Source organism: Sphingobacterium sp. MYb388 (genome assembly GCF_037479535.1).
Lineage (GTDB): Bacteria > Bacteroidota > Bacteroidia > Sphingobacteriales > Sphingobacteriaceae > Sphingobacterium > Sphingobacterium anhuiense.
Window position 1 is genome coordinate 376,128 of record NZ_JBBGYV010000003.1, and the last position, 23,358, is coordinate 399,485.

Annotated in this window: 19 protein-coding genes; 15 read left to right on the plus strand and 4 right to left on the minus strand. The window is 40.2% G+C overall.

The genetic code is table 11. The features are described 5' to 3' along the window. Positions 1–27: 27 nt before the first annotated feature. On the minus strand, positions 28–1,671 hold the full coding sequence (locus tag WH188_RS12090) for a RagB/SusD family nutrient uptake outer membrane protein (RefSeq protein ID WP_132769621.1): 1,644 nt from the start codon (positions 1,669–1,671) through the stop codon (positions 28–30). A gap of 57 nt (positions 1,672–1,728) precedes the next feature. Then, positions 1,729–4,785, minus strand: a complete 3,057-nt coding sequence (locus WH188_RS12095) for a SusC/RagA family TonB-linked outer membrane protein (protein WP_339424052.1) — start codon at positions 4,783–4,785, stop codon at positions 1,729–1,731. 883 nt (positions 4,786–5,668) lie between these two features. On the opposite strand from WH188_RS12095, the gene WH188_RS12100 reads away from it, so the two are divergent. The 15 genes from WH188_RS12100 to WH188_RS12170 all read left to right on the plus strand — a co-directional run bounded on the left by WH188_RS12100 (position 5,669) and on the right by WH188_RS12170 (position 21,158). After that, positions 5,669–7,036 carry a DUF6055 domain-containing protein gene (locus WH188_RS12100; protein WP_339424053.1) on the plus strand — a complete coding sequence of 456 codons (1,368 nt, stop codon included), beginning with the start codon at positions 5,669–5,671 and terminating at the stop codon, positions 7,034–7,036. A 226-nt stretch (positions 7,037–7,262) separates the two neighbouring features. Continuing rightward, a complete protein-coding gene (locus WH188_RS12105) occupies positions 7,263–8,219 on the plus strand; it encodes an ornithine cyclodeaminase family protein (RefSeq protein ID WP_132769607.1) in 957 nt (318 codons plus the stop codon). A 195-nt stretch (positions 8,220–8,414) separates the two neighbouring features. Further along, positions 8,415–9,377, plus strand: a complete 963-nt coding sequence (locus tag WH188_RS12110) for a glycoside hydrolase family 43 protein (protein WP_339424054.1) — start codon at positions 8,415–8,417, stop codon at positions 9,375–9,377. 337 nt (positions 9,378–9,714) lie between these two features. Beyond that, positions 9,715–10,917 (plus strand): porin, encoded by a 1,203-nt coding sequence (locus WH188_RS12115; protein ID WP_339424055.1) that lies wholly within the window; start codon positions 9,715–9,717, stop codon positions 10,915–10,917. 115 nt (positions 10,918–11,032) lie between these two features. Next, positions 11,033–11,335, plus strand: a complete 303-nt coding sequence (ureA, locus tag WH188_RS12120; RefSeq protein WP_132769601.1) for an urease subunit gamma — start codon at positions 11,033–11,035, stop codon at positions 11,333–11,335. A gap of 18 nt (positions 11,336–11,353) precedes the next feature. Next, the gene (gene ureB, locus WH188_RS12125) at positions 11,354–11,725 is read left to right on the plus strand and encodes an urease subunit beta (RefSeq protein ID WP_168127707.1); all 372 of its coding nucleotides are present in this window, start codon (positions 11,354–11,356) and stop codon (positions 11,723–11,725) included. A 2-nt stretch (positions 11,726–11,727) separates the two neighbouring features. Further along, the gene (gene ureC / locus WH188_RS12130) at positions 11,728–13,578 is read left to right on the plus strand and encodes an urease subunit alpha (protein ID WP_132769597.1); all 1,851 of its coding nucleotides are present in this window, start codon (positions 11,728–11,730) and stop codon (positions 13,576–13,578) included. 14 nt (positions 13,579–13,592) lie between these two features. Further along, positions 13,593–14,078: an urease accessory protein UreE gene (locus WH188_RS12135; RefSeq protein WP_339424056.1), complete on the plus strand. Its 486-nt coding sequence runs from the start codon at positions 13,593–13,595 to the stop codon at positions 14,076–14,078. Positions 14,079–14,085: 7 nt separating this feature from the next. Next, on the plus strand, positions 14,086–14,772 hold the full coding sequence (locus tag WH188_RS12140) for an urease accessory protein UreF (protein ID WP_168127706.1): 687 nt from the start codon (positions 14,086–14,088) through the stop codon (positions 14,770–14,772). Positions 14,773–14,776: 4 nt separating this feature from the next. Next, complete coding sequence (gene ureG, locus WH188_RS12145; protein ID WP_132840731.1) at positions 14,777–15,391, plus strand: urease accessory protein UreG; 615 nt, start codon at positions 14,777–14,779, stop codon at positions 15,389–15,391. A 7-nt stretch (positions 15,392–15,398) separates the two neighbouring features. Next, positions 15,399–16,352 (plus strand): urease accessory protein UreD, encoded by a 954-nt coding sequence (locus WH188_RS12150; protein WP_339424057.1) that lies wholly within the window; start codon positions 15,399–15,401, stop codon positions 16,350–16,352. Next, the gene (locus tag WH188_RS12155) at positions 16,345–16,698 is read left to right on the plus strand and encodes a hydrogenase maturation nickel metallochaperone HypA/HybF (RefSeq protein WP_339424058.1); all 354 of its coding nucleotides are present in this window, start codon (positions 16,345–16,347) and stop codon (positions 16,696–16,698) included. The genes WH188_RS12150 and WH188_RS12155 overlap by 8 nt, the downstream gene beginning before the upstream one ends. Positions 16,699–16,779: 81 nt before the next feature. Further along, the gene (locus WH188_RS12160; protein WP_168127703.1) at positions 16,780–17,238 is read left to right on the plus strand and encodes an urease accessory protein UreE; all 459 of its coding nucleotides are present in this window, start codon (positions 16,780–16,782) and stop codon (positions 17,236–17,238) included. A gap of 390 nt (positions 17,239–17,628) precedes the next feature. Further along, on the plus strand, positions 17,629–18,246 hold the full coding sequence (locus WH188_RS12165) for a response regulator transcription factor (protein WP_339424059.1): 618 nt from the start codon (positions 17,629–17,631) through the stop codon (positions 18,244–18,246). A gap of 89 nt (positions 18,247–18,335) precedes the next feature. Beyond that, a complete protein-coding gene (locus tag WH188_RS12170) occupies positions 18,336–21,158 on the plus strand; it encodes an MSCRAMM family protein (protein ID WP_339424060.1) in 2,823 nt (940 codons plus the stop codon). On the opposite strand, the gene WH188_RS12175 is transcribed toward WH188_RS12170, so the two are convergent. Both WH188_RS12175 and WH188_RS12180 read right to left on the minus strand, forming a co-directional pair. After that, complete coding sequence (locus tag WH188_RS12175; RefSeq protein WP_339424061.1) at positions 21,155–22,564, minus strand: hypothetical protein; 1,410 nt, start codon at positions 22,562–22,564, stop codon at positions 21,155–21,157. The two genes, WH188_RS12170 and WH188_RS12175, sit on opposite strands and share 4 nt — an antisense overlap. Continuing rightward, on the minus strand, positions 22,539–23,336 hold the full coding sequence (locus WH188_RS12180; RefSeq protein WP_168127699.1) for a hypothetical protein: 798 nt from the start codon (positions 23,334–23,336) through the stop codon (positions 22,539–22,541). Before WH188_RS12180 ends, WH188_RS12175 begins: the two co-directional genes overlap by 26 nt. Positions 23,337–23,358: the final 22 nt, after the last annotated feature.

Genomic DNA, 23,358 nt, shown 5'->3' on the forward strand with positions numbered 1-23,358 from the left:
TTTTATTTGATTATCATCCAATAAAGATTAATTATATCCTTGGTTTTGTATTAATAATGGATTTCTATTAGTCTCAGCTCTAGAGATTGGGAATAAATAATAAGCTTCTTTAAACACTCTGTTGCGGACTAGTTTTGGCGTGTAGGTAAAACTACCGTCATTATTTTTAACCACGTTCACACCCATCAACGGTTTATTTTCAGTTTCCATGGCGATCTTCCATCTTCGTACATCATATATTCGATGGCTTTCAAAACAAAGTTCTACCTGTCTTTCACCTCGTATACGTTTTTTTAAGGCTTCTCCAGATTCTGTGAGATTGGGCATTTTGACGCTTTGACGATTTCTTATTTTATTGATGTATTGTCTTGCCAAATCATCTTGTCCTAATTCTTGTAATGTTTCCGCATAATTAAGGTATAGTTCAGCTAATCTAAAGATAATCCAGTTTTGATTACTGCCCTCCGATCCAAATCGGATCGTTTCACTCATATACTTTCGCCAGTGGTATCCAGTTTCCGTAGCATTCCAACCTTGATCGCCTTGTTGGCTGTCTTTTCCTCCAGCAAATATTTCAACGGCGGTCCCTCGAAAAGAAGCGCCATTATAAAGGATGTTGGCATAGAATCTAGGGTCACGGTTTACATAAGGATTCTGACTGTCGTATCCAGAAGTCGGATCTTCAGGTAATTTCCCGTTTGTTAATTCAAATGCATTTACCATGGTTTGAGATGGGGTATAAACACTCCATCCGCCATAGCTGTTGGGTTGGCAGACAATATCTAAACCTGCACCTGGGACATTGCTAAAGTTGTAATCAAATAGCACTTCGCTATTTCTTTTGTCTGTAAAAACCTTTTTGTAGTCGCTGTTCTGATATAATGCAAATCCATTGTTTTCGGCAAAATCGATTGCTTCTTTTGTCGCTATTGAAGCCGTAGTCCATTTTCCTTTGTCATTACTGGTATTGTGTAATGGGCTTGCTGCATATAAGAGTGTTCTAGCTTTCAATGCATAGGCCGCAGTTGAAGTGGCCCTGCCAATACTTTTGGTTTCCTCCTTATAGGTTGCCGGAAGTAAGGCAATTGCTTTTTCAATATCGGTCAAGATAAAGGTGACGCATTCATCAAACGTATTTCTTTTGACCTCAAAAGACTCTTCATTGAGGCCATATACTTTTTCGATAAGGGGTACGCCGCCATAATGTCTTGCTAAGTCAAAATAAGCATATGCGCGTAAGAAATGTACCTCTCCTATTAAGCGGTTTTTCTGTGCCTCAGCAGCTGATCCTTCTGCAGGAACAGCCGCGATACGGCTTAAAAAAATATTCAGATTTCTAATTTCCTGATAGTTTTGTTGCCAAAAACTGTACACTGGGTTATCAGGATCCATTTGTCCGAGCTCCAGTGCACGTTCATTGCCATAGGAATGTTTTGAATTACCTTCATCCGATGCTCCCGACATAAAGTATGCTTTTTGTACGCCCTGTGCCTCTAGAAATGGTAATAAGGTATAGCGACTATTAACATAAGCTTCGACAAGATTCAAATCTTGCCATACATCCGCGTCGGAGTAGGAGTCTAACGGTTTTTTATCTAGGAAATCTTTTTCGCAAGAAACCTGCGTAAATGCTAGCCCAGCAAGTATAAGAAGTGGAAATATTTTTTTCATAATATAAAGCTCTATTTTTAAAGAATTGTGCTGTTTTTAAGTGATCATAATACTGGCCTAAAAGCTCAGATTGACACCGACGGTATAAATTCTTGTTTGTGGATAATAAGCACCGGTGTAAGAAACTGTTTCTGGGTCATAGTGCTTCACCTTATCAAAACTAAACATGTTAAAACCATTGAGGTATAAGCGAAGATTTTTAATGCCAGATTTCTCCAGCTTTTCTCCTGAAAAGGTATAGCCAACTTCTACTGTTTTAAGTTTGAAAAAGGACATGTCCTGTAACCAAAAATCGGAAGCTCTGTTATTGATATTATATGTCCGATCAAAAGCTCCCGGATATTTCGCATTGGGATTTTCGGGTGTCCAACGATCTTCGTATAACCATTGAGGCGGGATAAACTCGCCATTGTTGGCTTGAGGCAGGATGATCTGCTTGGCTTTGGCCTGTCCTTGCCATAGCATGCTAAAGCTTAGGTTTTTATAGCTTCCGCCCATCCGTAATCCATAAACCAATAATGGTGTAGGGGACTCGTAGATTCGTTCCTGATCATTCGCATTGATGACACCATCATTGTTGATATCCAGGTATCGGATGTCTCCAACTTGGCTTCCTGGGAGTTTGGCGGTGGTATTATCGAGTTCTTCCTGCGTACGAAATAAACCGTCTGTACGGTATACCAACCAAGATCCCAATTGGTATCCCTGTTGTTTTTGCCATTCTAAGACATTTGGTGATTCATCGATAAAAACGATTTTACTCCAGGTTCGAGTCATGTTTGCGTTAACAAAATATTTGAAATCTTGAATCGATCCTTTTGTACCTAAGGTTAGTTCGATCCCTTTTCGGTCTACCCGGCCGATATTTTCATCCGGTAATTGAAGTCCGGTGGTATGGGGTACTGATACATTTCTTTTAGCAAGTAAGTGATCTCTTTTTGCCCAAAAGTATTCTGCTGAAAAATCAAGTTTATTATTGAAAAAAGATCCTTCTAATGCCACATTTTTCATTTCCTCTACTTCCCATGTGATATTTGGGTTAGGTGCTACGCCAGGCATTAATCCTGGTGCATAACCCGGATTTTCACCATCACCAAGATAATAGCGGTTGTAATCCTGTGCTACCGTATAACGGGTTAGAAATTGGTATTGATTAATGCGGTCATTTCCTAAACGGCTTATGGATGCTCTTAATTTAAGTTCGGTGACAAAAGAGAAATTATCTTTGATGAATTTTTCTTCACCTAAACGCCATCCTAGAGAAAGGCCCGGAAAATTGCCATATTGTCTTCCTGGAGGAAAATTAAATGATCCATCACGACGGAAGACAAATTCCGCAAGATATTTATTTGCGTAAGCGTAATTGAGACGACCGAAGTAATTGCGTCGGGCATTTTGATCAGCAGTGCTTCCATTGCCTTGTCTGGTCACGTCATAGAAAAAAGCAAAAAGTTGATCGATTTGACTACTCACTAAACCTTGTCTGTTTGCAAAAATACCTTCATTGTAGTAATCACTTTGTTCAGCAGCCACAAATGCACTTACGTCATGTTGACCAAATTGACGGTTATAATTGAGTCGTAGGTGAAAGGTTTTTAAATTACTATCGCCATAGCTTTGCGAAATACTAGGATCTCCCAATAGGAGGGTTCGCACATTATTGTACGTGTCGGTTGTACTGTTATAGCGGTATAGGTCAAAAGGTTTGGTAAATGATTTTTCATTGTAAAATGTGAAGTCAAATGCAGCAAACCCCAGTAGCGAAAGACCTTTGGTAATATAAGGAAGCTTAAGCTCTCCGTTGATTGTCGTCTGTATGCTATTATTTCTTTTTCTTAAGTATCCGTTATATCCTTGAGCCATCTGTAGTGGGTTTGGACCTTCGATCCCTGCAACAGGAAGTCCGTTTGGATAAAATGGTGCTAATCCAGGATAGGACCCTAATATGGATAGGAAAATACCATCTGCTCCAGTGGGTGGATTATTGCGATCTTCTTTTCGGCCAACGATATCCAAGCCTAATTTGAAGTTGTCCGTGATCTTTGCGTCAATATTAGAACGCAGATTGTACTGATTATAATTTGTTGCACTTTTTTTATAAAATGCATCTTGATAGAGGTATGCTCCCGATACGAAATATTTTATTTTTTCTGACCCTCCCGAAATGGAAAGTGAATGTTGGGTTTGCGGAGTTAATGGTTTTAGCACTTCACTATACCAATCCGTATTGGGATAACTGATGGGATCGGATTGGTCTTTGAATTTTTGAATTTGTTCCGGTGTATAAGTCACATTCCCCTGACCTTGACGGATATCTTTTTCATTTCTAAATAAAGCATAATCGTAAGAATTGACCAATTTAGGGACACGTGTTGGTTCAGAAAGACCAAAAGACCCCGCATAATTAATGGTAGGCTTTCCTGTACCCCCTCTTTTTGTCGTGACCAGGATGACACCATTGGCCGCTTGCGCTCCATATATAGCTGCGGACGCATCTTTTAAAACCGTGATACTTTCTATATCTGTTGGATTTAATCTTTCAAAGCCACCTCTGTTGGCCACTCCGTCTATCACGATTAGAGGAGCATTATTTCCGGTAGTTCCTGATCCTCTTATTAGAATAGAAGAGCCATCAGCACCTGGTTCACCACTACGGTTATTGACCACAAGTCCAGGCATACGTCCTGCCAATGAATTGGCAATATTAGGAGATTTACTCTCGTTAATTTCGTTAGCATTAATCTGTGTGACTGAACCTGTTAGCGTAGCTTTTCGCTGCGTACCATAACCAACGACAACAACTTCATCCACTTGTTGAGATTTTTCTTGTAAAGTGATCTGCAAATTGGTTTGCCCATGTAGGTGCACTTGTTTTGAAGTATAATTAAGACTTGAAATTATCAAGGTATCACTTGTGCTGTAGCTAATGGTAAATTTACCGTCTTGATTAGTCGAGGTACCTTTCCCCGTTTTTTTTAACAGAATAGAAGCTCCCGCTATTGGACTTCCGTTATCCGTAAGTACAATAGCATTAAGGGTTTTGTTTTGTTGTGCAGTCCCTGCCAGACCCAATAACACAAGACAGCAACTGAGCCATACTTTTAGAAATTTCATAATTGTTTATTTGTTTGGTGATAATTTGTGATTCCCATTAATGAATTTTCGTTAAAAAGACATTTAAAGGACTTATAGTCTGTTTGTAACAGTTGGTTTAAACAAAAATAATCTCTTGACGCAGTTTAATTGGATCATATTTTAACAAGAGGTGCTCGGATTTTGATATTTCGAAGAACTTTTAGCTACTAGTCTCCTTCAAAGAATCGTAAAAATTTTAAAATTTTCGATATGAGAAAGTATTTAACTCTTATATGGTCTGTCTGGACTTCTTAATTATGTTCACTTTGAATAAATCTTGCATTGATTTTGGTGTTCCGTGTATTTTGCGATTACTTTAGAGATAATCTTACTTTAATGAAGTGCAGGATTAACAACATAGCTGTGTATATGTGGAGAGTTGTTGTGTTAAATAAAGCTAAATCTGAACTTTTGGTCACAATTGAAGTGTGATTGGTTAAATTCGGATTGAATTTGGACCTGATTCTACTTTATCTTCGACTATCTAATTAACAACTAATTTTTATTAACCAAATTAATTAATTTGTGAAAACGCAGGTATTTTATTAGTCCTCGTGGTTCTCCTTTCGTTTGATTTATTTGCTCAACAGGTAACAGGCGTCGTTCGGGATGTTTCGGGAAGTGTAATGGAGGGGAGCTACGCTGAGAAATTTGTCCACGCAAATAAGTGCGCAAACTAATAGCATAGGAGAGTTTACGATGGTAGCAAAGCCAAGAGACTGACAAATGTGACCGCTATAAATTCATCTGGTCCGCCTACGGCAGGACTATAAATACGTATATAGCAGGTTTAAAGCTAAAAATCCAGTTGCTTTGTCGACTGGATCATTTTTAAAAAGTATATATTAAAATAGGATACAAAATGCAATCAAGATTAATTTTTTACCTCGTGTTAATGGGGAGCGTGCTTTTTGCACATCAGGCTTGTTCGCGACCTCATGATCCGGTTGTCAAGGAAAAGGAACTTTACTTGCCTGCTCAGATATATCGTGTTCCAAAAAACAATGATTACAATAGTAAGGAGAGTGAATTTAGCCATCATCGAAAGATGGAATCTGAGAATATAGCCATATTTTGGGCGAAGGAATATGGAGAGCGTCCACAAGACCATACGCTAGCGTCAAAGCGGTTTGATCCTGAGGCTATTTTGCAGGAGTGCGAACGTTTTTATAGCCACTATCTCGATGTGACCAAAATGGTGCAACGCGGTAATTCATTATCGGACCAGTATAAGCTGCTTTTCTTTGTTATTGGAGGTGATGAGGGAACAGCTTTTGGCGGTGGAGCGGCAGATTCTGTCGGTGTCATGTGGGCCTCTTCTCTTCGTATTCAGCATAAGCCTTTTGGTGCTGTAGCCCATGAGATGGGACATTGCTTTCAATATTTGGCCAAATGTGATGGCAATTGGGCATTCTCCTCACCCGTAGAAGGGAGTCAAGGACATTCCATTTTTGAAATGACTGCGCAATACTTACTGTGGCAAGTTTATCCTGAATGGATGACCTTTGAAAATTATCATTTGAATAGCTACATGGAGAAAACGCACTATGCATTCTTGCATGAAACCAATATGTATCATGCAGCACAGATACTAGAATATTGGTCTGCAAAATGGGGGACGGACTTTATGGGACGCCTATGGCGTGAAGCAGTTCCTGGTGAAGATCCGGTCAGGGTATATAAAAGATTGACGAATACGGATCAAAAAGCATTTAATGATGAAATTTTTGATGCGAGTAGAAAATTTATCACCTGGGATCTACCTCGCATCTTGGAAGTTGCGAAACCTTATGCCAATCAACATACAACAAAATTAGTAGTTGCGGAAGATGGCTGGATGCAAATTGCGGCGAGCCATGCGCCACAAAATTACGGGTATAATGGTATCAAGTTGGCCTCATTTTTACCTGGAACAACTGTGGAACTGGATTTTAAAGGTATAGCTGGTGTAGATGGGTATCGGTCTATCAATCTAGAAAATGCGGGCTGGCGTTATGGTTTTGTTGCGCAAAAAGGAGATGGAACGCGAGTGTATGGCGATGTCTTGAATGCCAAGACTGGAAAGGCTAATTTTTCAGTTCCTGAAAATACAGCATATCTCTGGTTGGTCGTGAGCGGTGCTCCGCAGGAACATAGGGTTCATATTGTGGATGGAAAAGATGAAAATGATGAGCAGTGGCCTTATGCGATTAAGTTAAAGGGTGCGACAGTTGATGCAAAGATGCTGTAGCTATGCTGTTCGTGATGGCTTCTTGGGGGCATTATATGGTCCGATCATCTCCTTTATTTAAGATGAAAGAAAATATGAAGATTGGATATATATCCAAAGTGTCGCATGTGTCTGGTCAACACATGCGACACTTTGGGTAAAAAACGGTCATGAAAAGGTAGTTTATAAGGATAGGACTTCCTTATTTTTAGTTATGTTTATGGTTTTACCAAATGCTGTTGAACATATGAAAATTATTGATAAAGAAACGATTGATGCTATACTTAAATATGATAAATTGATCGAAGCGCTGCGCGAGATTTTTCAATCGTCATTTACGATGCCTGTTCGGCATCATCATTTTTATCAAAATGCTGATGGAATTGAAAATACGCTTATTTTGATGCCTTCGTGGACGGATAATTATATCGGAATCAAGCAGGTTGTTGTTGCACCCGAGAATCATAGAAAAAACCTCCCGGCTATTCATGCCTTGTATACGTTATTGGATGCAGTCACTGGAAAACCTTTGGCACAGATGGATGCGGCAGGGTTGACTTCCCGAAGAACAGCCTGTACTTCTGCTTTAGCGGCTTCTTATTTAGCTCGAGATGATTCAAAAATCTTACTGATTGTCGGAGGAGGGAAAGTTGCGCAACATCTTGTGCAAGCGCATTCGGCTGTGCGTGCGTATGACCAAATTTTGATCTGGACAAGAAATGAATCGAAAGGTGGAGATCTGGTATTGAACTTACAGCAGGCGGGATTTCGTAATGTTGCGTATGCCGATAAGCTGGAAGAGGCTGTGCGTAGGGCAGATGTGATCTCCTGTGCGACGCTTAGTCATGAACCTTTGATAAACGGGGAATGGATTAAGGCTGGAACACACTTGGATCTGATTGGATCACATACGCCTAAAACGCGTGAAGTAGATGATAGCGCCATTCTTAAAAGTAGCATTTTTGTGGATTCGCGCGCGGGAGCGCTCCACGAGACGGGAGAACTTGCGATCCCCATTGCAACAGGTGTACTGGATCCTGCAAGTATAAAAGGTGATATCAAAGAACTTTGTTGTGGTGAAATTATGGGAAGATCATCATCAGATGAAATCACTTTATTTAAATCGGCGGGATTGGCAATTGAAGATTTGGCGGCAGCTTTGCTCGTGTATAGGAATGTGGGAAAGGAGACGACATCGGTTTGATCATTTCAGAAAATGAAAAAGAGTAGGACTTAGTCAGTCATCATACCGCAAAGAATCTTTTTTGATTCTTTGGGAAGCATAGTAGGTTGATTTGGATTTCTGTCGAAATTATGAGTTCTTTAGATAGATTTTGTATGACCATAAATTGGAATATTAAGTTATATTTCCTACTTTCAAGGTTACTAAAACCTTTTAATGATGAAAATATTTTTTTATTTCCTTGCAGGCTTCGTCCTCTACATTTCACAACCTGTCTATGCGCAGCAAAATCCTGTATTTCCAGGTTGGTATGCCGATCCTGAAGGTATTATATATAACAATGAGTATTGGGTTTTTCCGACCTATTCTGCGCGATATGAAGATCAGATATTCTTTGATGCGTTTTCATCAAAAGATTTTGTCACCTGGAAAAAACATCACCGTATCATTGATACGGCAGAAGTAAAATGGGCTAAAAAAGCGATGTGGGCACCAAGTGTTTTTCAGAAAGACAAGAAATACTATTTATTTTTTGGTGCGAATGATGTGCATAAAGGCGAAATTGGCGGTATCGGCGTAGCTGTTGGTGACAAACCACAAGGTCCTTATAAAGATCTGCTTGGGAAACCGTTAATTAATGATATTGTGAATGGGGCACAACCTATTGATCAATTTGTTTTTAAAGATAATGATGGACAATATTATATGTTCTATGGTGGCTGGCAACATTGTAATGTGGTCAAATTAAGCCCTGATTTTAAAAGTTTAGTTCCTTTTGATGATGGAACGATCTATAAGGAGGTAACTCCTGAAAATTATGTAGAAGGTCCGTTTATGTTTATTCGCAATAATAAATACTACTTTATGTGGTCTGAGGGAGGTTGGGGTCTTCCGAATTATAAGGTAGCCTACGCAATTGCGGATTCTCCTTTTGGTCCCTTTAAACGAATAGGTACCATTTTGGAACAGGATCCTGCAATCGCAACTGGGGCGGGACATCATTCGGTGATCAAGGTCCCAAATAAAGATCAATATTATATCGTGTATCACCGCAGGCCATTAGGAAAAACGGGTGCGAATGAACGAGAAACTTGTATCGATGTGATGACATTTGATGCGAATGGTTATATTAATCCCGTAAAAATGACTTTCGAAGGTGTGAAGCATAAATTGAAGTAAGTTTAAGCAACCTCATTAAGAAATTTCTAATATAGAATTCCGGTAGTGCCTAACAACGCTATCGGGATTCTGCATTTATACACATTTTTGTCTCTTTTTTGTAACAATTTGTGCTCTTAATCAAATAAATAGTCGAAAAATGAGGGTATAGACAACGAATGGAAAGATTGATTAAGTTTTCTAATCTCGCTCTAATTTCGCTCTTATCACATTTTTATCTCTTTGTGATATACTTGTGCGAATGTACAGATAATGAACATGTCATGAGTACGCTGTTATCCTGCAGCATTTCATATGCTCACGCATCTTCATTGTTATTGAAAAACAAGTTATTCTCATGAACATAAAAGCATTAATCGCGACGACGTTATTTTTTTTCCCTGCTATCTCGTTACTGGTCACAGCACAGGAGAGGCCTGCGGCATTGCTTATAGAACAAGAGGCTGACTCCTTGAAAAGCAAGGAACCTGCCCGTGCAGATCTTTTTAAACTGGATGTGCTTTTACGCGCAGGATTAAATGTTGAGTCCATGGGCGACAATGAGCGCAGTAATAAAGTTAATTTGGATGAAGCCCGTATTTTGCTTCACGGTGATTATAATGACCAACTCTCTTATCGTGTTCGTTTTCGTTTAAACCGTCCGTTTACACCTACAAGTCAGGACAATGCTTCGCGGGCATTGGATATGGCTTACATCAAATATAAATTTGGAAAGGATTATAAATGGTCTGTTACTGCCGGAAAGCAAAGTGCTTTGGTCGGAAGTTACGAGTTTGAAAATAATCCGATCTATGAATTTATGTTCACGGATTATGTGGACCGTATTCTTAATCTTTTTGTGGTAGGGGGAACGCTTTCGTATGAGCCTAATCCTGACCACTCGCTAAACGTACAGGTTTATAATACAATCAACGATAGTTTTGTGGATCTGCATACCAAAAACGGTTATGCAATGGGTGACTTGAAAGCGTCTAAGACACCAATTGGGGCTTATGCTACCTGGATCGGATCGTTCTGGAATAAAAAGATCAGTACAAAGTGGTCTTATAATATTTCGCAGTTTGCTCAAAATAAAACCAATCACGGGATCTCTTTGGCTAATAAATTTAAAACAGATAAAGACATGCTGTATGTGGATCTGCAGTATAGTTATCTGGCGGTAGATCATGCTTTGATCGCATCTGCTGCGATGAATGACTTTTATGCGCGTACGAATTCCGATCGTGTGCTGGCTCAGGATGTGACTTACAAGTCTATTGTGGTCCGTTACGATCGAATGCTTACGGATAAATGGGAGCTTGCTCTGAAAGGAGCATATGAAACAGCTGGAATGGATAAGGATGCAGACATTGATGCTAATTTCCGTCAAAACTGGACCTATTTTGCGGCTTTACAGCATAAACCATTTAAAAAACAGGATTTACGGTTTTATCTGGGTTACGTCGGCAATACGGTGTCTTTTGATCGTCAGTTTGACCGCGCTCAACAACAATTTAACCGCCTTACATTAGGAACTTATTTTACGATACCGGCACTATAAATTTTTTACACATCGATAGGGTGGGTTCAGGTGATAGGTAATGCTATGCTTACTGTAATTGAACATATCCAAGATGTTTTTATTAATAAAAAGCTTTGAATTTAAATCAATCAATATGCATTTAACACCGAGAGAAACAGAGAAGCTCTTGCTCCACTTGGCAGGGGAACTTGCTGCCAAGCGATTAAAAAGAGGGGTAAAATTAAACTATCCGGAATGTATCGCTTACATCAGCGGACAGATTATGGAAGAAGCACGTGACGGTAAGTCTGTGGCATCACTGATGCAGTATGGTACGACATTATTGAAGCGTTCCCAGGTGATGGAAGGTGTTCCGGAAATGATTCACGATGTACAAATTGAAGTAACCTTTCCGGACGGAACGAAATTGGTTACGGTTCACAACCCAATCCGTTAATTTAATAGCGTATACGATATGATACCAGGAGAATATATCCTTAAAAAAGGAGAAATAAAAGCGAATGTCGGCTATAAAACGACAAGTGTTACCGTGAAAAATGTAGGTGACCGCCCGATTCAGGTTGGCTCTCATTATCATTTTTTTGAAGTGAATAAAATGTTGTCTTTTGACCGTGAGGAAAGTTTTGGAATGCGTTTAAATATCCCAGCGAGTACAGCGGTACGTTTTGAGCCCGGAGAACAAAAGAAAGTGATCTTGGTCGAAATAGGAGGTAATAAAGAGATCCACGGGTTTAATGGCTTGACCAACGGTAAATATACCGATCCAAAGGTTAAGAAAGCCGCACTGGAGAAAGCGAAAAAATTGGAATTTAAAGATTCGAAATAGTTATGGCAGGTTGGAATAGAAGAGAGTGGATTAAAGTAGTCGGAATGGGTACTTTAGGTTCGATTGTAGGACTTGACGCTCTTGGTTTAGATAAACTGGGTTTAGATAAATCGTCGGTTAAGTATATAGATGGGGAGCTTTATATCCCTCGTGATAAATATGCTGCATTATTTGGCCCAACGACGGGCGATAAGGTCCGTTTGGCAGATACAGAGCTTTTCATTGAAATCGAGAAAGATTTTGGTGTTTATGGTGAAGAAAATAAATTTGGTGGCGGTAAAACAATCCGTGATGGTATGGGCCAATCTGCCCGTGCGATGCGCGATGAAGATGTATTGGATTTCTGTATCACCAATGTAATTATCATCGATCACTGGGGTATTGTGAAAGGTGATATCGGTATTAAAGACGGTAAGATCGTGGGTATAGGTAAAGCGGGTAACCCGGATGTTCAAGATGGTATTACCAAAGGCATGGTGATCGGCGGGTCTACAGAGGTGCATGGAGGTGCGGGACATATCTTAACTGCAGGTGGTATTGATACACACATCCACTTTATTTCACCACAACAGGTAGAAACAGCACTTTATAGTGGTGTCACCACTTTTATTGGTGGTGGAACCGGTCCTGCTGATGGTACCAATGCAACCACGGTGACTTCTGGTAAATGGTATATGGAGCGTATGTTTGAAGCTTTTGAAAACTTGCCGATCAACGTAGGTTTTTTTGGTAAAGGTAATATATCGACTACTGGACCTATTATTGAACAAATTGAAGCGGGTGCACTGGGGGTGAAAATTCACGAAGATTGGGGTGCTACTCCAGCGACAATTGATGCCGCGCTTACTGTTGCGGATAAATACGATGTGCAAGTTGCCATCCATACGGATACGCTGAACGAGGCGGGATTCTTAGAAGATACAGTTGCGGCTATTGATGGCCGTGTGATCCATACCTTCCACACGGAAGGAGCGGGCGGTGGTCACGCGCCGGATATCATCAAAATTGCGATGTATCCTAATATTTTACCAGCATCGACCAATCCAACAAAACCTTTTACAGTAAATACGGTAGAAGAACATTTGGATATGTTGATGGTTTGTCATCACTTGGATAAAAACGTGAAGGAAGATGTGGCGTTTGCCGATTCACGTATCCGTCCACAGAGTATTGCGGCAGAAGATATTTTGCAGGATATGGGGGTGTTCTCGATTATGAGTTCAGATAGCCAGGCGATGGGACGTGTAGGTGAGGTAATTTCACGTACTTTCCAGACGGCACACAAGATGAAAATTCAGCGTGGTGCATTAGCGGAAGATAAAGGAAAAGACAACGATAACTTCCGTGTGAAGCGTTACGTTTCTAAATATACGATCAATCCTGCTAAAGCGCATGGTATCGATCAATATATCGGTTCTGTTGAACCGGGTAAGATTGCCGATTTGATATTATGGAAACCTGCAATGTTTGGTGTGAAGCCAGAAATGATCATTAAAGGGGGTATGATTGTAGGTGCTAAAATGGGTGATATCAATGCGTCTATCCCTACACCGCAACCCGTTTTATACCGCCCGATGTTTGGAGTGCACGGTAAAGCATTACAGAAGTTGTGTTTCAACTTTGTTTCCAAAGTTTCTTTGGAAAATGGCAACATCGCGAAATTAAACTTGTCACGTGTGAGTCTACCGGTAGAAGGTTGCCGTACAGTACGTAAAAAAGATATGGTGCATAATGATGCAACACCAAACATCGAGGTGAATCCAGAAACTTACGAAGTGTCGGTAGATGGTGTTTTGGCCATCTGCGAACCTCTACATGAAGTGCCAATGGCACAACGTTTCTTCTTATTTTAAAGAAAATCGGATTTATGCTACTGGCAAGAACAATCTTGGGCAATATCGCTAGCGGATCCTTCCAACTGGAGGTGGACTTCCTTCAGTTGGAATGGTTCGACACCACAAAAAAAATCATTCGGGCAATTACGGTAGGGGGACGTGAAATCGGTTTCAAAAATTTATCCTCCCGGCAACTGTCGGATGGTGATGTACTCTACCGTGATGAAAAGGCTGGTTTTTATATTGCGGTCAAGATATTGCCCTGTTCTTGTCTTGTATTTCGAGCAAATGGCCCAAAGCAGATGGCCTACGCTTGTTTTGAAATCGGAAATCGACATGTTCCCGTTTTTATCAACGATCGGCAAGAAGTCATAACAGCATTTGAAAAACCTTTGTTTGATCTGCTCTGCCGTAGGGGGCTAGAGCCGACGATCGAAACGCGGGTGATAGAAAAAACGAGTACTCTGGTGATCCATCAGTATACTTCAGGAAAAATGAAAATAAAACTAGGACTATAACAAGCATATGAATCCATTATTAACGCTGTTGCAGATCAATGACTCGGTATTTCCTATTGGAGGATTTACGCATTCATATGGATTGGAAACCTACATTACAAAAGATATTGTAAAGGATAGCAAATCTGCCGAAGAATATGCAAGAACCATGTTGGAGCATAATTTTTATTATAATGACGCCGCTTTTTTTTCAAAGGCCTGGACACTCTGCGTGAAGCGTGCTTCTAAGCAGAAAATCGCAGCGCTTGATGAACTGGTTACGGTGCTAAAAGCGCCTTATGAAATAAGGGAAGCCAGTAAGAAACTTGGAATTCGCTTTTTGAAATTGACGGAAAAACTACATCCTGTAAAACGCTGTTCTAATTACCTGCAGTCGATCAGCAGCAATGAGCTGCATGGTCATTATGCGTTAGCATTCGCCATGTATGCGCAGGCGTTAAAAATAAGCTATCAGGATGCGCTCAGTGCATTTTACTATAATGCACTTAACGGCATGATGACCAACTGTGCGAAACTTGTTCCGATCAGTCAGATGGATGCACAACAGATTCTTTTTAAACTTCAGCCTTTAATTAACCGTTTGGTTGCTGAGCAACCGAATATGGATGAGGGGCTTATCGGTAATTGCTGCGTGGCGCAAGATATACGCTGTATGCAGCACGAAAAATTATATACACGAATTTATATTTCATAATCATATGGAAACAAGAAACTACGTCAAGGTAGGCGTAGGCGGACCTGTAGGGTCTGGTAAAACTGCCTTGATTGAACGACTGGTAAGATCGATGTCTACTGATTACAGCATATGTGTTGTGACAAATGACATCTATACGCGTGAAGATGCGCAATTTCTTCAAAAAAATTCGGCTCTTCCGGCAGAACGTATTATAGGAGTGGAAACAGGCGGTTGTCCGCATACCGCGATCCGTGAAGATGCATCGATGAATATTGAAGCAGTGGAGGAACTGGCCACCCGTTTTCCGGATACGGAACTGATCTTTGTGGAGAGTGGAGGCGATAATCTGACTTCTACTTTTAGCCCAGACCTTGCTGATGTCAGTATTTTCGTCATCGATGTAGGTGAAGGAGAAAAGATGCCCCGTAAAGGCGGTCCGGGTATTACACGTTCCGACTTATTGATCATTAATAAAATCGATCTGGCTCCTTATGTACATGCCGATCTGGAAGTGATGCGTCAGGACACCTTACGCATGCGTGGCGAAAGACCTTTTATTTTTACAAACCTCATGACCTTGGAAGGGTTGGAAGATGTAAAAGGCTGGTTGAAAAAATATGCATTGTTAGAGCAATAAGAATAAGATGGAAAGTGTAATTCAGCTAAACGTAGCTAAAGAGGGAACCTATAGTGTATTGAAAGAAAGCTGTCACAATGCTCCTTATAAGCTCACACATTATGGTGCCCCAAAGCTACAGGAGCATCTGGAAATGATTATCATGAGTGCTTCTCCCGGTATTATGGATGATGATACTTTGGATATTGAGATCAATATGAAAGCTGACACGCAATTGAAGCTTTTTACACAGTCTTTCAATAAACTTCATCCGATGAAACGCGGAGCCCGACAGACAACTGTTGCACGTATCGCACACGACGCGGTCTTTCATTATATTCCACATCCAGTTACTCCTTTTAAGGATTCGATATTTAAAAATGAAAACAGTGTCTATCTTGAAGGTAATGCAGTTTTGATCTGGGCGGATGTTGTCGGTGCTGGGCGTATACACATGAATGAGGCTTTTTTGTTCAACAGCCTACACAGTACGACGAAGATATACCGTAACAACAAGCTGATCATGATGGACAACCAGTTCCTGTCACCTGCAAAACAACCGATAACAGGCCTGTTATTCTTTGAAGGATATACGCATCAGGCAACTTTTATTTTTTCGGCCCTATTTGCGAAAGAACTGAAGGAAGAGCTGGATGAAATTATGACTTTGGATTACAGTGATATTACGTACGGTTTCACAAAAGCTGCGGATGATATTGTCATGTTGCGGGCTTTAGGAAATGATGGCGAACTGCTTTATGATTTTATGGGTATGCTCGGACAATTGTGCTGGGATTTTACACAACATATCAAGGAAGAGTCTAGACTTGCAGGTATTGCTGAAGATCAACTTGAGGAAAGTACTAGGGAAGTTGCTCCAGTACCGGTTGTTAAAGAGGTGAAAAAACGGCCTGCTCTTAAAAAAACGAATGCGGTTAAGGCTCGTCCTAAGACGAAAAAAAAGGAGGTTGTGGATGCATGAGCTATCGATCGTAAGGGATATCTTTAGCACGTTGGAGGAAGCTTATCCGGGGCGGATACAAGATATTATCAAAGTGGAGATAGAGGCTGGATTGTTATGTAATATTCAGCCTATCCTGATTCAGAATGCTTTTGAAGCCTACGTGCTTGATGAAGCGTTGTTTCAGGATCTGGAGCTAGAGGTGAAATTATTACCCATCATTGCTTACTGCAAAGTATGTGCAATGAATTTTGAAGTACATTATCACCGGTTTGTATGTACTTGTGGACAGCCCTCTGACCAGATTATACAGGGTGAGGAACTGCGCATCAGTAAGGTGATGTTTAACAATAAAACTGGTCATTAAAAATCAATGATATAAAAAACAGATGGCTGTCTTGATTAAGGGAAAAATCTTAAAAATTGCGATCTGTTAATCCGATATGATATGCTTGTTATAGAAAGAAATTTAATCACTCCATCTGAAATTGATCCTTCGGTCATAGACCTACTGGCGATTGATTGGTATGAAGTCAACAAGACTGTTTTGAGTCGTGAGACAAGGGATGGCCGATTTGTGCGCCTCCATCGGACAGGCGGTACTGCTCTTGATGATGGAGAATTTGTGTATTCTTCTCCAGAGGTCGCCATACAGATATATATCAAACCATGTGCTTGTATCGTTCTTAAATCTACAGATCTTAATGCTATCGGTCATTTTTGTTTTGATGTTGGCAATCGGCATTTACCTCTATTTTGGTTTGATGATGGGCTAGCACTTGCGTATGATGGACAGCTCTATCCAGCATTAAAAGGGCAATATGGCAACAATGTTGTTATAGAAACGCGCACACTTTCACCAGCCTCTACTTTACAGGCGTTTGGCGCATCATGGTTATTAAGTTAGAAGGTCAAATGGCCTGACTGCTATCTACATGATGTTAAGCTGTCCCTCCGCTTACCAGCCCCAGCCGTTACTTTCGTATCAGGTCACTTTATGTGAGGTTGGAAAATAGAAAGTTAATAGTTAAGATTCTTTCTGCTTAAAGTTTTCATTTGTTGCTCAGGCAAATGATTGATATTTGCTGAATATAAGTTAAGTAATTCTTTACTTCTGAAGAATTAGTTTGCGGAAATACTGATATGGTAGCAGTATTTATACTTAATATTGAAGAAAATGAACTATTTTATCCTTATAAAAAGTTATCTTTAATCAATAGTATAGATGTTCAATAACAAGTTTAAGTTTTGAATATTTTTATAAACCGATCACCTAAATTTTAAGTACAACTGTATTATGATTAAAGTGGGAATTATTGATAACAACGCACATGCTCGAGAAGCTATTAAGCGTATTCTTGTGACACACACGTTGGGTGGCACCGCTATTCCTATAACAATTCTTTTTGATTTGGAATACTGCAATTTAACCCGGGAGGAGAAATCTCCAGTTCCTGATGTGTTGCTGCTCGATATTGAACACCAAGATACCTTGATCATGGAAAAAGTAAAAAAGCTTTTTCCAATGTCTGAGGTGATCATATTGACTAATCTAACGGATGTAAAAATTGTTCGTAAATGTTTTCGAAACGGAGCCGTCAGTTATCTGCTGAAGGATACGTGTATGCAGGATCTTGTGCATGCCATACTTATTACGTTTAATCAAGGTTCTTTTATCAGTCCTACAATCAATAGGGCACTGATCAACCAGGCTTTTAGTTCAAAAAAATACGAAGATCTGCTCACGGCGCGTGAGCTTCAGGTAGCCAATGGTATCGTTGAAGGATTGAGTTATAAGCTGATTGCTGAAGAATATAAAATATCATTAGATACGGTACGTATTTATATCAAACGTGTATATCGAAAATTAAATATCAACAGTAAAGGCGAACTGATTGCGCAATTGTCGATGTAGAGATTATTTCGTAACATGAAGATGTGACTTTATATATTTCTCACTGACCGAATTAAGACTGATTTTTGTTATAATTTGAATTTCCTGATATGCGCATAAAATGTCTGTGGAGTTTCTTGTTTCTGATGTGTTGCTCATGTGTTTTCTTATCCGAAGCGAAAAGTCAACAGGTTGCTGATGTGGACATAAGCTTTGATCAGGATACAGTAAGCGTAACAGGAGGTCAGACATTTTCTAATAAAATTAGTATCCGTAATTTAACGGATAAAACCATCGAACTGATCCCTTCAGCTGTTGAGACGATGTCTTTATCGGGATTAATAAAGCTGCCGCAGCGAATTATATTACAAGCTCGGGAGCAAAAAAGCTACCCATTAAAGTATATGGGTGATCGGAATACCTTAAAAAGCAATCATCAATCTTTTTCAATCGGTTTTTCTAGTGATGATCAATCCATCCGTTTACCCAAACCGGTATCTTTTTTCATCAAATTGAATGATGAAAAAACACTTGTGTTACAAACGGAACAGCCAGCGTATTATTTGGATCTTTCCACCAATCAGGTACAGTTGCTCGTGCAGGCATCAAATTTTGGACTTGTACCGATTACATTTAAGCTTCTTTTTTCAGGCTATCCTCAAGGCTTTACCATTACCGGAGACGTTATGCAGGTTACCTTACAGCCCGGGGGGCAGACACTACTTCCTTTGACGGCTACTATGCGGTATAAAAGTAGTTTTCAGGATTTTGACTTTGTCATGCAAGGGATTGATGAAGAGGGCCGAATCTTAGCGGCTAGTCGTGTCCGAATTATGCGGGTTGGAAGTGTTAAGCGGTTTGGAGCTATTAACAATCTTGAAAGTGATTTTATTAATAATACGGTTGCCTTGCAGTACCTCAGTTTAGGACAAGGAAATTCTATTTATCAGTTTCAGGCTTATGGAGATCTGGAGCTCGAAGAAAACAAAAACCTGAACTACAGACTGAATATCGATTATTATCAGGAACAAAAGGCGTTAAATGCTTATGACACCTATATCGATTATCAAGATAAAGACTGGGGCGTTAAAGTCGGGAATATTTATGAAAATCTGGATCAGACGATTAGTGGAAGAGGAGTTAAAGCGAGTTATAAATTTAGTGAAAATCGCTCGATCAGTCTCTACGGAGTCGAAAATAATTATATGCTTTTCAGTCAGCTGCAGAATTTGATTCCTGGCGCGAAAATTATCGGAGCTAATTATGCTGTTCGATCGGAGGATAATCAGGAAAGTTACCTCACCTATTTACATCGTGAACACAGTTATCGTGAGATCAAGAGCGATCAGGTAAGCGGAAAGACTGCAGTCCGGTTCAATGCACAGCAACAATTGGGGCTGGAAGGGGGGTACAGTATGGAGCGTACAGATTATAATGGAAGCAAACATGCCTTTGCCATGGGCATTAATTATAACTATAGCACAGAACAGTATCAGATAATGAGTATGAATTATTACAGCTCACCCTATTATACTGGTTTGCGGAGGGGTTTAATACAGAGTGATACCCGAATCAGTAAGGTGTTAGAAAATAATCAAAGTATCGCTGCCCGGATCAGTTATCTGGATAATAATCCCAAATTTCAGGAAAGGTATAAAGATTATTACATTAATAATCCTAGTCGGATCCAGATTTATGAGCTTGGTTATCATACTGGTCTGGGCAAATTTCAACTGGATTTTAGGCCTTATTTTATTTTTCAGGAAGTGGATTATCAAGGCTTTGGAATTCCAGGTATCGGTCCTGCAAATTGGAAATCAAATGCCATTAGAGGAATCGGTGATATCAATTTTTTTAGTACGGGACATCGCTTTTCCCTGCGCACAGATTATGGCTATACGTATAAGAATACTTCCAATAAGCCGCTTTCTCCCTTTCATTCGTTGCGTGTGACGGGTACCTATGGATATCGGTTTATCGGTTTTAATACCTATATCCAAATAAATCCTTACTACTTAAACGATTTGCTTGCTACAGCATCGGATGCAAATTTTAGAATTTATTCTTTTGGACCTAATATGCAGATCAATAGTTTTAAGGGAACGCTGCAGGCACAGGTAGCGGGTATGTACAGCTATTATGGATTTTCCCGAAGTAATAATTTATCGGTTAACGGAAATGCCAAATGGCATTTAAAAGGGAACTGGAGTCTCACTGCTGACATCTTTTATAATTTTATGCGCAACCGCCTTCCTCTCAATTATCTATCTGAGGCAAATGCTGTAGAAACCATATCGTTTAATAACCGACAGTTTCGAGTAGGTATTGAAAAGAAATTTTCCAAATTTAATAGTGCGAAAGGACATATGTTGCAGTTGTCGTTTTTTGACGACAAGAATAAAAATGGCGTTAAAGATCCTGATGAAGCAACTCCCGAAGCAGTTGTGGTTAAAATTGCCGAAGATGTAGCGAGTACCGATGGAAAAGGACGGGTGAAATTTTTAAATATGGCTAAGGGTTCATATGCTGTCCTTGTTGAAAATAATCAAGGCTGGGTAGCTCAGGGACCCATCAGTATTGTTCTAACAAAAAATCAACGGCTAGCTATTCCTTTGGTGAAAACACGAATTTTAAAAGGTAGAATTAAGCCTATAGCAGGTAAATACCTGCAAACAAATCCGGAGCTATCCGGTATTCGGATTAATGCAGTCGATAAGGAAAGTAATACGTTCACGACATTGAGTGATGCTGATGGCAACTTTACCTTTTTCCTGCCATTAGGGAATTACAATGTAACAATACCGACGGCAGGTATGCCCTTTTCGATTGAAAATCCGAATCAGGAAATTGATCTAAGTGAAAAAGGAACCGTTTATCTCCAAGATTTTAATTATAAAGATGAGCGTAGAAAAGTGGGTATTAAACGTTTTTAAGGAGCCACAAAACTAAAGATGATATTCGTTGTATATGTTCCTGCCGGTTTGTTGAGCAATTTTGAAGTTTCTGATGCAGGAATGCTGTATCTGATATTTAAGGATCTGTCGATTACAGGGTCAGCTCCATTAATAAGTTGCTGTGCGGTGGCAGACAAGGTTACGGTCTGCATACCGGTTTGACCTGGCATCGGTCCTATCCGCATGACATTTAGTGGAACGCTATTAACTCCAGAGGCAAAGTTTGCCGAAGTGGCTCTTACATACACGTTATAAGGCGTGGTTTTACTCAATTTTAAGTGCGCTGGCATATCTTGGTTAACACCGTTCTGGTAATGACTAGCTGTTGAAAAGGTTAAGTTAACTGTTGATTGGTTTGCTATTATTTCACTTAGATCGCTGACCACAACCTCCAGACTGCCAACACCCTGCGCTTGTAAAGTTCCTGTAGGATAGGTAGCAGTTGGCTTGTTCCAGGTGTAAGTGATCGGTACTGAATAGGTTCCTGCCTGTAAAAATCCTGTTTTAAGTTTTGTCGCATCAATTGAGAATGCGTAATTCAATGTCTGCGAATTATTTGTGGGTACAGCAAGTCCAGCAACGGGGGTTAATCCCTGAGCTGTGGTTGATAGTGTTATAGGCGTTGCTGTAGGGATTGCCGTTAGAGTGGTTGCCACTGAAGAAACAGGAGTGACCGGCAGGCTATTGTAAGGCAATGTGGTGCTAAAACTGAAATTTGAATTACCTGTCTGTAAACTTGGTCTATAATTTACGGTGTTTGTAAGACTAAGGGCTTTACTTGCACTAATACCTGCGGGTGTACGATAAAAACTCAAATTGTTAATTAAAATGCTGGTCGTTCCTGCTGTGGTTAATGGCGTTATGAAAGAAGGAACAATAACATTCATCGTATGCGTTGCAGGAGTGACCACATTCCCTCCTAAAAGACCGGGAGCTAAAAAAAACAGCTCAGCAGTATATGTTCCTGCCACCCAAGTGAAGCCAGCTGTAGCCAAGCGTAAATTGTTGAGGACAGTGCCAGAAGCAACACTGGCAACTGCTGCAAATATATTTTGATTGGTTGTGGAAAGTGCAATTTCTGTAAAAGTACCCAAAACCGTGAGATTATTAATAGAGACCAGCTTGATATGTGCCAAATTGAGTGGAGCAGGACCATTACCTCCAAGCGTATTACTGAAATTAGCGGTATTGGACTTGACACCGATTGTAGGCAATAGGCCGAGTGCAGAGGCATAGTTGCCGGATGTGAAATTTTGTTGATAATCTGTTCTTGCGGTGATATTTGCTGCTGGTAGATTCACATTGATTTGAGCCTGTACATGTATGGTGTACAAGCTTGCTGCTAGTGTGAGGGCGCTCTTAATATGTAATTTCTTTTTCTGCAATTTTCAAGTCATATTGAGTTCCGGCATCTAGGATAGCTACAGCGAGGTAGCGTCCTTTGAGTGTTGCTGGTAAATCCAGTTGAATCCATTGTTCTGCCTCGGGTAACATTGCTATTGCAATTGATTTTACCGGGACCTCTTCTCCAGTCTCGATATTGGTCAGTTCGAAACGAACGTAAGCATCTTTATTGATCTGCCCCGTGTTTTTCACTTTAACAAGCATTTTCCGGACGCTATTGCCGCCTTCCGGCGTGATGAGACCTTTATCTTCAAAAGCTAAAAATTCCAGATCTCCAGTTGACAGGCCAGTAGGGACATGATAAATCTGGATGCCCATTTCAAGGAGGACGTTCATGTTCACGCCCTTTTGAAGTTCACCTTTCTGTTCTTTTACCTGTGTGAAAAATAGCATGCTATTGGTTAATACAAGCGAGGTGGCTTCATGCGGAATGGTCATATTGAGATTGATATTTTTAGTCTCGCCCGGTGCTAACCGGACAGAGTTTTCCGATAGCAATAACCATGTGGCATTGGATTGCTTGCGCTGGCCTACAGGGTAATATTTTTTGACACCTAAGGAATCACGATCCCAGTCTTTCATATTTGCTACAAAATAGAATTCGGATGTTGAGGTGTTGCTAAAGGAAATGGTTTGACTGACTGTCTGCCCAGCCTCTCCCTTAAAAAAAATACGGGAAGGCGAAACAGAAATACCCTGAGCATAGGTCAGGGTATTTAGGTATAGAAAAACTAGCGTTAAATAAAATTTCACAGATTAAGATAAAGTGTGCTAC